Origin of the sequence: Virgibacillus sp. CM-4 (genome assembly GCF_000445495.1) — a bacterium.
Lineage (GTDB): Bacteria > Bacillota > Bacilli > Bacillales > Amphibacillaceae > Virgibacillus > Virgibacillus salexigens.
In genome coordinates this window covers 917866-930807 of sequence record NZ_AUQA01000006.1, presented here as the reverse complement: position 1 = coordinate 930807, position 12942 = coordinate 917866, and the positions used below count along the sequence as shown (strand labels likewise).

General features: G+C 36.5%; 12 protein-coding genes and 1 riboswitch. Of the genes, 8 read left to right on the top strand and 4 right to left on the bottom strand.

The annotated features are described in order from the left end of the window. Positions 1 to 7: 7 nt before the first annotated feature. The 3 genes from M948_RS38005 to M948_RS37995 all read left to right on the top strand — a co-directional run bounded on the left by M948_RS38005 (position 8) and on the right by M948_RS37995 (position 3483). Positions 8 to 1060: an LLM class flavin-dependent oxidoreductase gene (locus M948_RS38005; protein WP_021291785.1), complete on the top strand. Its 1053-nt coding sequence runs from the start codon at positions 8 to 10 to the stop codon at positions 1058 to 1060. 13 nt (positions 1061 to 1073) lie between these two features. Continuing rightward, positions 1074 to 2051, top strand: a complete 978-nt coding sequence (locus M948_RS38000) for an ATP-grasp domain-containing protein (RefSeq protein WP_021291784.1) — start codon at positions 1074 to 1076, stop codon at positions 2049 to 2051. Positions 2052 to 2280: 229 nt separating this feature from the next. Then, positions 2281 to 3483, top strand: coding sequence for a cation:proton antiporter (locus M948_RS37995; RefSeq protein ID WP_021291783.1), 1203 nt, complete (start codon positions 2281 to 2283; stop codon positions 3481 to 3483). Between the two features lie 260 nt (positions 3484 to 3743). Here M948_RS37995 and uraA read toward each other — a convergent pair whose 3' ends face one another. Further along, complete coding sequence (gene uraA, locus M948_RS37990) at positions 3744 to 5027, bottom strand: uracil permease (protein WP_021291782.1); 1284 nt, start codon at positions 5025 to 5027, stop codon at positions 3744 to 3746. Positions 5028 to 5283: 256 nt separating this feature from the next. Further along, a complete protein-coding gene (locus M948_RS37985) occupies positions 5284 to 5787 on the bottom strand; it encodes an AMP-binding enzyme (RefSeq protein ID WP_021291781.1) in 504 nt (167 codons plus the stop codon). A gap of 317 nt (positions 5788 to 6104) precedes the next feature. Here M948_RS37985 and M948_RS37980 point away from each other — a divergent pair, with 317 nt between their 5' ends. Further along, positions 6105 to 7319, top strand: coding sequence for an NAD(P)/FAD-dependent oxidoreductase (locus tag M948_RS37980; protein ID WP_021291780.1), 1215 nt, complete (start codon positions 6105 to 6107; stop codon positions 7317 to 7319). A gap of 311 nt (positions 7320 to 7630) precedes the next feature. Next, a complete protein-coding gene (locus tag M948_RS37975; protein ID WP_021291778.1) occupies positions 7631 to 8503 on the top strand; it encodes a VanW family protein in 873 nt (290 codons plus the stop codon). A gap of 124 nt (positions 8504 to 8627) precedes the next feature. Here the strand turns inward: M948_RS37975 and M948_RS37970 are convergent, their stop codons facing one another. Further along, a complete protein-coding gene (locus M948_RS37970) occupies positions 8628 to 9164 on the bottom strand; it encodes a YceI family protein (RefSeq protein ID WP_021291777.1) in 537 nt (178 codons plus the stop codon). A gap of 218 nt (positions 9165 to 9382) precedes the next feature. Between M948_RS37970 and M948_RS37965 the strand changes: the two genes are divergently transcribed. The 3 genes from M948_RS37965 (at position 9383) to thiT (ending at position 12430) form a co-directional block, all read left to right on the top strand. Further along, positions 9383 to 9640, top strand: a complete 258-nt coding sequence (locus tag M948_RS37965) for a phage holin (RefSeq protein ID WP_021291776.1) — start codon at positions 9383 to 9385, stop codon at positions 9638 to 9640. Positions 9641 to 9773: 133 nt separating this feature from the next. Further along, a complete protein-coding gene (locus tag M948_RS37960; RefSeq protein WP_021291775.1) occupies positions 9774 to 11555 on the top strand; it encodes a M3 family oligoendopeptidase in 1782 nt (593 codons plus the stop codon). 70 nt (positions 11556 to 11625) lie between these two features. After that, positions 11626 to 11730, top strand: a riboswitch (TPP riboswitch). A 130-nt stretch (positions 11731 to 11860) separates the two neighbouring features. Beyond that, complete coding sequence (gene thiT, locus M948_RS37955; RefSeq protein ID WP_021291774.1) at positions 11861 to 12430, top strand: energy-coupled thiamine transporter ThiT; 570 nt, start codon at positions 11861 to 11863, stop codon at positions 12428 to 12430. A 59-nt stretch (positions 12431 to 12489) separates the two neighbouring features. Here thiT and M948_RS37950 read toward each other — a convergent pair whose 3' ends face one another. Beyond that, complete coding sequence (locus M948_RS37950; protein ID WP_021291773.1) at positions 12490 to 12843, bottom strand: general stress protein; 354 nt, start codon at positions 12841 to 12843, stop codon at positions 12490 to 12492. Positions 12844 to 12942 lie beyond the last annotated feature (99 nt).

Sequence of the window (12942 nt, the reverse complement as noted above, 5' to 3'; positions counted from 1 at the left end):
GGAGTCAATGAAATATGGATTTTGGTTACCAATATTTGGTGGATGGTTACGTAATGTAGATGATGAACATATGCCGCCAACCTTTGAATATGCGAAGACAGTTATTCAAGCGGCAGAGGAATGGGGATATGATACAACGCTAATTGCGGAACTTTATTTAAATGATATAAAAGGAATAGAAGCAGATTCATTAGAAGCATGGTCTACTGCAGCTGGGTTAGCAGCAGTAACGAATAAAATAGAAATTATGACTGCTGTGCGTCCAGTATTTCACCACCCAGCGGTTACTGCGAAAATGGCTGCAAATATCGATCGCATGAGCAATGGGCGATTTACTCTTAATATTGTCTCTGGTTGGTGGGAAGAAGAAGCTAAACAGTATGGTGGAGACTTTACAGAACATGATGAGCGGTATGCAAGAACAACAGAATTTATCGATATACTAAAAGGTTTATGGACAGAGGACACTTTTTCTTATCATGGAAGGTACTATCAAATTGAGGATACAAAATTGGAACCAAAGCCGCTGCAACGCCCCAATCCCATGTTATACGCTGGGGGAGAAATTGAAAAGGGTAAGCAGGTAATTTCCACACTATGTGATGCTTATGTCATGCATGGTGGCACGGTTGAAGAGGTTGCTGACAAAATTAAAGATATGAAATCACGTAGAAGGAAAGCAAATAAAGATCCGATTCGATCATTTGGAATGGCAGCTTATGTAATTTGTCGGGAAACAGAAGCGGCAGCACTTACGGAATTAGAACGAATCACCATGGTAAAAGACACAAGTGGATATAGTGGATTTGGAGATTTCACTTCAAAATCACAGTTAGAACAAGCTGTTCAGTTAAAGGATTATTCTGTATCTAATCGAGGATTACGTCCACATTTAATAGGAACACCAGAACAAATAGCGGAACGAATTCTCGAATATGAGAGGGCAGGTGTTGATTTGCTATTATTACAATGCTCTCCGCAGTTAGAAGAGATGAAACGTTTTTCTGAACAAGTTATGCCTTTAGTCGAACAACTACGTAAAGAACAAACAACGGTATAAAGGAAGATATGTAATGAGTAAAATATATATCCTACATGAAAATCCAGAATGGACAAGCCATTTAACTGCTAGATTAGAAGAATTGGGATTACCTTATGAAGACTGGTTACTGAATGATGGCACGGTCGATTTATTAAGTGAACCACCTAAAGGAATTTTCTATAATCGAATGAGTGCTTCTTCGCATACAAGAGGGAATCGTTTTGCTCCTGAATTGACGAATGCAGTGTTAGCATGGTTGGAGTATCATGGTAGAACAGTAATTAATGGTAGTCGAGCATTACAGCTAGAAGTAAGTAAGGTCCAACAATATTTGGAATTGGAAAAATATGGAGTGAGAACGCCGAGAACAGTGGCTGCTGTTGGGAAATCGCAATTATCAGAAGCAGCTGAATTATTCGAAGGGAGATCATTTATTACCAAGCACAATCGAGCTGGAAAAGGGTTAGGCGTACAACTGTTTCATAGCAAAGCAGCATTAGAACAATATATTGAAAGTGAAACATTTGAAGAACCCGTTGATGGTGTAACGCTAATACAAGAATACATTCCCTCTCCATCAGCATCTATTACCCGCTGCGAATTTGTAGGTGGAGAATTCGTATATGCAGTAAAGGTTGACACATCTGAAGGGTTTGAACTCTGTCCTGCAGATGCCTGCACGATTGAAGATTTATTTTGTCCGGCAGGGGAACAACAAGCGCAGAATGAAAAATTTCAAATTCGACAAGGGTTCCATCACCCCATTATTGAAAAATATAAAGAGGTACTGGCTGCTAATCATATTCAAGTAGCAGGTATTGAATTTATTGAAGACGAACATGGAACCATATATACCTATGATATTAATACAAATACCAACTATAATAGCGATGCTGAAGCAAAAAGCGGTGTTTTTGGAATGCTTGAGCTAGCAACTTATTTAGGAGAAAAATTAAATAAAGTAAATCTCTATTCTGATCAGCCTTCTCTTTCCCTTACCGAAAAATAGAACAAAGCATTAGAATTGCCGATTCTTTATGTACTATAGTCAGGGCTAAGAATTAGTAATCGATCCTTTTCTATTGATTTTCTAGTGATAAACTGTCGTGTTTAATAACTTAATAAGCCGTTACATGGATAACATGTTACGGCTTTTTGTATTTCCACTTGCGTTTGATATTCTGTCTTTAGGGTAATTTTATAGGATAGTTAGTTTTCAAAAGGAAAGAGGATGACCAATGACTGTACACCAGATTTTATTGTTAGTAATCATAGGGTATCTTGTTTTTTCTGTAGATAAAAAACAAGAATTTTTTCCTGCTCCGGTTATCTTAGTATTGTTTGGTTTGTTGTTATCGATGTTTCATTATTTTGACAATATTACGATAACAAAGGAACTTTTATTTCATGTTTTTCTACCGGCTTTGTTATTCATATCTGCTTATCAGTTCCCTACTCAAGCCCTGAAACGAAACAAAATACTTATTGGAACGTTAGGAACATTTGGTTTATTTTTGACAATCGCAATCTTGGCTGTTCTCATTTATGTTATTGGAAATTTATTCATATCTTTATCATTGGCAGCGGCATTGCTGATTGCTGCTATCTTATCTCCGACAGATCCTGTTTCTGTTGTAACGATCCTAAAAAAGTCGTCCGATGACCAACAGGTCGCAGAAATTGTCGAAGGTGAATCCATGCTAAATGATGGAACAAGTATTGTTGTATTCAGTGTGCTGTTAAGTATGTATACAAAAGGGACGAGCTTTGATTTTAGCGGTTTTATTAATGAATTTCTTTTGGTTTCGTTGGGGGGCGTAGCAATCGGCGTAAGCTTTGGTTGGTTAATGAGTAAGGCCATTCATTACACGTACCATCGTCAATATCAAGTAATGCTAAGTATTATCGTTGCTTATGGTAGTTTTTACTTAGGGGAGTTACTCGGAGTATCAGGTGTCCTTTCTACTGTGACTGCCGGTATGATGCTTTCCTATGAATTTGGGAGAAATATTAAAGAAGTGCATTTTAAGGATCAACTGGATGGTTTTTGGGAGATCATTGAACTAACTATTTTATCTTTAATTTTTTTACTTATTGGTGTACAAACCGCAAATTATCTTGCTGCTTCTGAATGGGCCCTGGCTATTATTATTTTTATATGTACATTAATGGTCCGGTTTGTCGTAATTACTTTAATTACTAAATTGCGCATAAATTGGAAGCGAACCATATCTATAAAAGATGCTGCTATTATTACCTGGGCTGGGATAAAAGGCACAATGTCTGTAGCTCTGGTTCTTGGGCTAGAAGCAGCTGTAGATAAAAATAATCCAATCATACCATTGTTATTCGCCATAATATTACTGTCTTTGATCATTCAGAGTGTTGGCGTTTATCCGCTTACAAAGAGACTTAAAACTAATGGACTGAGGCATAACTAAAAATGAATAATTCGGATGCGAATTATTCATTACCTGTCTTAATTCTCTATGTGAAATAGGCCATGCATTCCACGGTCACGCGATACAGCTAACTCGTAAGCAAAAAACGCTTACCGAATGAAATATAACAACGTGCTATTCCCGCTGAAATCAGGCCTGTTTCATTTGAATGATTTACGATAATGCTATCCAATCCTTAGATGGTAATCGTACAGAATTTTTTATCTAGATTGTTTTCGGGTCACCCTCTTGTGTATTTACTATTCATTTGTTAAATGTAATACATCTAGTATTTTAAATAAAATACTAAGGATCATTGCCACGATGGTAGCAAGCCCCATTCCAGATAGTGCAACTGAACCAATTTGGATGGTTGCCCCACTGACGCCAATTACTAAGACAATACTTGATAAGATTAGATTTTGGGAACGACCATAATCTATACGGGCTTCTACGAGCATCCGTAGTCCACTGGTAGCAATGATTCCAAAAAGTAATAAGGAAATACCACCCATAACAGCTGTTGGAATGGAAGAAATCAACGCCGCTAACTTACCGACAAAAGATAATATAATTGCAATCATTGCTGCAATCCCAATAATCCAAGTGGAATACACTTTTGTAATAGCTAACACACCGATATTTTCACCATAAGTAGTATTTGGTGTAGATCCGAAAAAACTTGAGATAATGGTAGAAATACCGTTACCTGCTAAAGAGCGATCCAGCCCAGGTTCTTTTGTTAGGTCTTTTTTCACAATATTTCCAGTTACAAACAGATGTCCAATATGTTCAGGTACGAGTACTAGTGCTGCAGGAAGGATGACTAATATGGCAGACCAGTCAAATTTTATCTGATAGAATTCTGGTAATGAGAACCAGCTTGCTTCTTTGACAGCGGTAAAATCGACAAGTCCAAAAAAATAAGCAATAATATAGCCTGCAATGATGCCAATTAAGATTGGAATGATTTTTAAGAAACCGCGTAAAGTAACCCAACAAATGACAGTAATTGCTAAAGTTAAAAACGATACAAGGACCGTATCAGCATCTACCGTCCAATTTGCAGCTGCATCAGCAGGTGCAATCCACCCTGCCATTTCCGCAGCAGTTGGCACAAGTTCAAGCCCAATGACAGCTACTATAGCCCCCATTGCTGCGGGTGGGAAAATAACATCGATCCAATTTGTTCCTGCTATTTTGATGATAAGGGCAACGAGACTCAGTACCACACCTACAGCGAAGAAACCACCTAATGCATAACTATACCCATCACCGCCAGCATAATTTCCTAATACAATTGTTACCGGAGAGATAAATGCGAAGCTAGATCCTAAATAAGCAGGAATTTTTCCTTTGGTTATAAATAAATAAATTAATGTACCGACACCATTCATTAGTAGAATTGTTGCCGGGTTTACACCGAATAGTATAGGAACTAACACGGTTGATCCAAACATCGCAAATAAGTGCTGAATACTTAATGGTAGACTTTTTAATATCGGCAATCGTTCATCTACTTGAATTTCTTTATAATTTGCCATGATGATTCCTCCTTAAAGATGAGCAACAGTTACCGTTTATCAAAGTTCAAATAAAAAGCACCCTGCGGACGCGAGGCAGGGTGCTTTCGTAAAAGTAAGATAGCAAAGATAGACTTACTTTTACAAACAGATTCTTATCTGTTCACCTTGGCAGTCTCACGGGACTGAATTAAAGGTAACCGTATCATTTTATCTATCCTATTATCCCAGTATGACTGTAAACTGTCAATCCCATCTTTTTAGGTAATCAGATTGCTTATATCCATTTTTGCAGTTCAACTTTTAATATTTTTCCGCTTGAAGTTTTTGGTAATTCTTCTACAAATGAAACAGAATGTGGACAATAAGCTTCTTCTATATTGTTTCTACAATAGTCCATCACCTCTTGAGCAGTTAAACACTGATTTGGTTGTAACACAACAAAAGCATGTGCTATTTCACCAAGTGATTGATGGGGGATAGGCACGACCGCTGCCTCATTAATCTGTTGGTGTTGTGATAATAATTGTTCCAGCTTTACAGTTGAAATAGTTCCTTGATCATTAGGAATATCTTTATAGGGCTCTTTGACTTGAATATTACCCTGTTCGTCAATAATCCCTTTGTCACCCGTATAGATCCAGCCGTCTTCCATTGAAGAATGGTTTGTTGCATGTTGTAATGTGCCGTGGCCTTTTACAATAATGTCACCTAATTCCATACCGTTATGTGCAACTTCCTCACCCATGCTATTAATCACGCGGATTTTTGTTTGACTCATGAATCTTTCCCACCTTTAATTTCCTTTCTGTTGATTTACATAACTATATATGATTATAGCATATTTTTATGAAAGCGTTTTATTTCAAGTGTAAAATTTTAACATCAGCGGGTGAAAAGGTTGCTTTAAGAGATAAAATAACTGCTGGAAGGAAAATTGTCACTGGATTATTAGCCTAAATATAAAAATTTTGATATGATTAATATATTGTAAAAATGGGTATAAGCGATTCTGAATGAGATATTGATATCATGATTTATATGAAAGAGCGCTTTTCCTGTAAAAATGAATGTAAAGTATAGGAAGGTGGAAGTTTTATGAGTTTAAACAAACCAAAAATAGTAGTTCTGGGCGCAGGATATGCTGGTTTAACCACAACTAAGCGTCTCTTACAAAAGCTATCACCGGAACAAGCGGAAATTGTATTAGTAAATAAACATAATTATCATTACGAGTCAACTTGGTTACATGAAGTAGCTGCTGGAACGATTAATCCTAATCAAGCACGAGTAATGATTAGCGATGTAATTAATCCAAACAAGGTAAGACTCGTATATGATGCAGTAACAAAAATTAATAAAGATGAACAACGGGTAGTTTTAGAAAATAGTGAGATTGAATATGATTACCTTGTTGTTGCACTTGGTTTTGAATCAAATGACTTTGGAATTAAAGGAATGGCTGAACATGCTTTTGCAATCGAAGATATTGATTCCAGCCGTTTAATTAGTGAACACATAGAATATCAATTTGCAAAATATAATTCGCAAGAGAATGTTGATGATGATAGCTTAAACATTCTAGTTGGTGGTGCTGGTTTTACAGGAATTGAATTCGTAGGAGAACTCGCAGATCGTATCCCTGAATTATGTAAAAAATACGATATTGATCGAAACAAAGTAAGCATTATTAATGTAGAAGCTGCTCCTTCTATTTTGCCGATGTTCGATAAGGAATTGGTTGCTTATGCAAAACAATCGCTTGAAGATCGCGGGGTAGAGATTCGTATTGGCGCCCCAATCTCTGAATGTACTCCAGAAGGATTTATTGTTGGTGATGACAAAGAGCTAATTAAAGCTGGAACAGTAGTATGGACTGGTGGAGTTAAAGGAAGCTCTGTCTTAGGTGCATCAGGATTTGAATTAACAAAAGGAAAAGTTAATGTTGATAGTGACTTACGTATGCAAGGAGAAGAAAATATTTTTGTGATTGGGGACTGCTCTTGGGTTTGGAACAAAAAAGCAGATCGTCCATATCCGCCGACTGGACAATTGGCAATGCAGGAAGCAGACGTTGTTGCTGCTAACTTAAGCGCATTACTTACAAATCAGCCGTTAACTGACTTTGTTTTTAATGATAAAGGGACAGTAGCTTCACTCGGTATGTCTGATGGAATTGGTAATGTATTCGATGATTACAAACTTCAAGGAAAAGCAGCTGCAGCAATGAAAAAGGTAGTAGATAATCGTTCACTATTCCTAATGGGCGGTACTAAATTAGTCCTTAAAAAAGGAAAATTTCGTCCGTTTTAAGACACTCATTTTAAAAAGAACAAGGAAATCAAATGAGGAGGTATTTGGGAAATGAAAAATAAAACATTGTGCGGGATATTTTTTGTAATAGCTTCGGTAATTGGCTATAGAGTATTAAGTGATTATATGGAAGACTCTAGAGACTTTAGGTAAGGAAAAAACCACCTTGTGTATTTACACGAGGTGGTTTTTTATGGTGTTTTGTACTAGAGCATGGTTGTATTGGTAAACAATAACGTTTTACTTCCTAGAATTAATTCTTCGAATGACTTCTCCTAGACTTTCTCATACTAATTGAGGGAGGTCATTAAATGAAATTAATAAAAATATGTTGTGTGTTACTAATCATTTTCTTGCCATATAACCTGTCTGCTGAGGAAACGGAAGATACGAAGCCGATTTATATTGAAAAATTAGAAGTAGATCAATATTCTCTTGATTATACCGATACACCATTTATTAATCAGGATAAGTTAGCGTCCCTCTTAACCAATTTAAAGAAAAGGGTCTATGAGGCGCCAACGAATGCGAAGATAGCTGATGATGGTCGTATCATAAGTGAAAAACCGGGATTTACGATAGATGAGGACCAGTTTCATATTCAATTTAGAGAAACATTTTATAATCACGATGCTAAAGGATTCCATGTCCCAACGCAGCCAATTTATCCTCGTGTTGATAAGGCTTTATTGGAAGAAATTCGAACAAATCAATTAGGCAGCTATGTAACTTATTTTAAAAAGGGGAATAAGGAAAGGTCTCATAATATTGCATTAGCTGCAGAAGCAATCAATAATCATGTTATTTTCCCAGGAGAAGTATTTTCTTTTAATGAGGTAGTAGGTGAAAGAACGACTAATAGAGGTTATAAGCGAGCGCCAGTTATTGTAAAAGGAGAATTATCTGAAGGTATTGGAGGAGGTATATGCCAAGTATCATCAACCCTCTTCAACGCAGTGGATTTAAAAGGCATTCAAATCGTTGAACGGTATGCACATAGCCGAAGTGTCCCGTATGTTCCCCCTGGAAGAGATGCAACTGTTAGCTGGTGGGGGCCAGATTTTACTTTCAAAAATAAATATAATCAACCAGTTCTCATTCGCGCGAAAGCTGGAAATGGAAAAATGATGGTGCGGATTTTTTCTTCTGAGTCGGCAGAGCATTTTACAGGAAATAGAAGGTAACCTCTGTTGAACATGAAGATGCTGACAGGTTTTTTTCATGTGATAAATCTTGATGGATAACGCATTGACGTTAAGAAATAAAAAAACAGCACTTCGGTTAGAAGTACTGTTTTTTTATTTTTATTTAAGCTTGTTTATGTGCTTCGATTTCAAAATGAATCTTTACTTCTTCTCCCACTAATACGCCACCAGTTTCTACAGCTGCGTTCCAAGTTAAACCAAAGTCTTTACGGTTAATAGTAGTTTCGCCGCTGAATCCAGCAACCATATTACCGCTCATAGGATCTTTACTTTGCCCTTCAATTACAGCGTCAAGTGTAACCGGTTTTGTTGTACCACGTATCGTTAGATCACCAGTGATATCGTAATTTGTACTAGACTTTTTTGTAATGGAAGAAGCTGCAAATGTGATGTTGGGATGATTCTCAGCATCGAAAAAGTCTGCAGAAAGTAAGTGGTCGTCGCGATCTTTATTACGTGTATCAATGCTATTAACATCAATAGTGACTTCAACTTTTGAATCTGTTAAATCATCTAAATTAGCTTCGATAACTGCATTAAAATCGTTAAATGAACCCTTCGCTTTAGAAATCATCATATGCTTCACAGAAAAGCCTATTTCACTATGAATGGTGTCTACATTCCAAATGGTTTTAGTCATATAAATCCCTCCAAATAAAAATTAATAAGTTACTTTATGTAACTAAGTATAAAATAATAAATTTGTGTTGTCAAGTAATTATTATAATTCGTTTTAGTTGTCCATACCCTGTAGTTTAGTTGATCAAACAGACAAAAGTGGGGTATGGCCGTTCCATTACTAGTACAATTTGAAAATAATATTAATACATAACATGATTTTTAAAAGGGGAGAAACGGATGGATAAGGGGACTGTATTTCGAACCATTGCATTATTAATTGCATTGACAAACCAAATATTAGTCATCTTTGGTAAATCACCGCTGCCAATCAACAGCGAATTGTTAGAAGAATTGATGTCTGTTGTATTTACAATAGGTACAGCGGTAATTGCCTGGTTTAAAAACAATTATGTTACTAGAAATGGCGCGAAGCAAAAACAAATACTTCATGCTCATGGTCTTGCAGCTTCAAGTAAAAAGGGATTAAAAAGTTAACCATGCAGTGGGACTCCATCCCACTGGTACATATTCCTTGATTATGATGTGAGAATTATTTATCTAATGAAAATATTCATTATTTTGGTATACTAAAGAAGAAGCTTGAATTTATTTCATAAGGAGCGATAACATGCAACAAACGAATAATCTGAGGTGGGACCTTGACATCATTTTTCCTGGAGGAAGTCATTCAGCGGATTTTTCTACATATTTACAAGAATTGGAAAGTGAATTGACGGACTTAGCAGATATTGTAAGCCAGTATAATCCCGATAAGGAAAGCGTGGATACCAAAAGATTAAGGATATTGGTTAATAATTTAGAAAAGGTGAATAAAAAGTTTAGAGAAGCATCCGCATTTATAAGCTGTTTAAGTGCTCAAAATGTAAAAGATGAGCAGGCAAGTTTATTAGTTAGTAAACGAAGTGAATTAAAAGCTAAATTTGAAGCAATTCAAACCAGTTTTAATCAAAAGTTAGTTCAGATTCCTGAAGATACATGGCAGAACGCACGCAACCAGGATGATTTAAATGACTTGGAATTTGTACTAAATGAATTTAGAGAACAAGCAAAGGGATTACTCCCGATAGAACAGGAAGCATTAATAAATGATCTAGCAGTTGATGGCTATCATGCTTGGGATCAAATGTATCAAGCTATTGTTGGTAAGATGGAAGTTCGGCTTAAGGAAGAGGAGACTACGAAATCTTACTCTATTGGACAGGCTTCCAATAAATTAGCTAATCCAAATCGTGACTTTCGAAAGCATGTATTTAATCAATTGAATAGGGCGTGGAAGACTAATGAACATTTATTTAGTCAGACGCTCAATCATTTAGCTGGTTTCCGGTTACAGAAATACACACATCGAAACTGGGATGATGTACTTAGGGAACCACTTGAACTAAATCGTATGAAGAAAAAAACACTTGATGCGATGTGGACCGCTATTAATAACAATAAGCACCATTTTGTTACATATTTAAATAAAAAGGCAGAACGTTTAGATTTAAAAAAATTAAGCATCTATGATATTAATGCTCCAATTAATAGAGAAGTAAAAACATTTAGTTATCAAGAGGGAGCAGACTTTATTATTAAACATTTCCATCGTTTCAGCCCGAAGATGGCCGCCTTTGCCCGCATGACTTTTGATAACCGTTGGATTGAAGCGGAAGACCGGCCTGATAAGCGGCCAGGTGGGTTTTGCACCAGTTTTCCAGAGAGCGGTCAGACAAGAATATTCATGACTTATTCTGGTACGTCTTCGAATATTGCAACACTCGCCCATGAGCTTGGACATGCGTATCATCAACATGTGATGAACGATGTGAATGGACTAAACCAACGTTACGCAATGAATGTTGCCGAAACAGCATCAACATTTGCTGAAATGATTGTTGCAGATGCTTCGGTGACATATGCGCAGTCAACGGATGAGAAAAAGGGCTTGTTAGAAGATAAAATCCAGCGCAGTATTGCGTTTTTTATGAATATTCATGCGCGATTTTTGTTCGAAAAGCGTTTCTATGAAGAGAGAAAGCAAGGTATGGTTTCTGTTAACAGGTTGAATAAACTGATGGTGGACGCTCAAAAGGAAGCCTACTGTGATGTACTAGAAGAATATGATGAGAACTTCTGGGCTTCTAAACTGCACTTCCATATGACAGGTGTCCCGTTTTATAATTTCCCTTACACATTTGGATATTTATTCAGCCTTGGAATTTATGCAATAGCACAGAAAAGTGATGATTTTGAGGATGAATATATCAAACTTTTACGTGATACAGGCAGGATGGAAGTCGAAGATCTCGCTTATAAACATTTACAAGTTGATCTAACTACTACCGCTTTTTGGGAAGATGCGATTCAACTTTGTATTAATGATGTATACGAATATCTCTCGATTTAATTTTAGTTGTAATCGATGGATAAGTCAGGTACAATACTCTTAGAAACAATAACAGAAAAAGCAAAATGTAAAAGCCTGCAGGGGGAGCCGATCGGCTGAGAGTGAACATATACATTGTTCTTACCCTTCGAACCTGTTAGTTAGTACTAGCGTAGGGATGGTGGCTTTTTTGATGGAATAAAAGCAATGTGAGCGGAATCCCCATCAGGAAGTCTTCCCCTTGGCATTGCTTTTTTTGTTGTTATTTATACCTTGTTGACATTGGCCAACAAGAAAATAACCGCTTTAAAAAGGGGAGAAAAGAAATGAAACGTACATTATTTTTAGTAGAGGTAGCAATTTTTGCAGCTTTTGCATTGTTGTTAGACCTAATACCATTTTTATCATTTAAAATTTGGGCTCAGGGTGGGTCTATCTCATTTGCGATGATTCCTATTTTTATCGTTGCTTTTCGCTGGGGATTAAAAGGCGGCTTGCTAGCAGGGTTTTTATGGGGAGTGCTTCAGGTTGCTGTAGGAACAGGGTATATACTGCATCCGTTACAAGGATTTATTGATTATGCCATTGCCTTTACAGTATTAGGGTTTGCAGGTGTATTTTCAGGAAAAATAAAACAAACTGTACAAGAAGGAAATAGCAAACAGTATCTTTTGTATATCTCGCTAGGTGTATTTATAGGATCTGCTTTGCGCTTTATCGCTCATTTTATTGCAGGTGTTGTCTTTTTTGAATCAGCTGTCCAAGGGATGAATGTATGGATATACTCCTTCTTATATAATGGTTCGTATATTCTACCTAGTTTTGTTTTAAGTGCTATACTTGTTTTCTTTTTATTTCATAAGCAACCTAGAACGCTGCTTCGATTGACAACTTAGTATAAACGACCTGCTCACATAATAATGAGCAAGAAAAAATAGACAACCAATGGGGTTGTCTATTTTTGTAGATAGCTATCTACATTTTCATTATTTGTAACCATTAATAGAACCTTACCTTCATCCATATCCTCTTCATAATTTTCGGCTTCAGCCTGTGAGAAACCTATTTCAGTTAATTTTGTTCGAAGCTCGTCCCCTTTTTTGCTAAAGAAATTACCGACAGCATGGCCAATATCCATTTCTTTGATGCCGATCGTATTTGCATCTGCGCTCCCAGCTAAACGATTGGTACGATCATCATCATGAGATAGAATATATACATCATCTTTATGAATTCCTTTGTCTTTTAGTACTTGAATATCGGCCTTTAATTTTTCATCATTTGTATATTCTTTAATAAATGGTTTCATATTAAAAAACCTCCTTTTTGTCTTCAATATTATGTATTCCCATTATGATAAGAACTAAACATGTACGCTTTGCATAGGCTATAGCACATTCAACAGAGA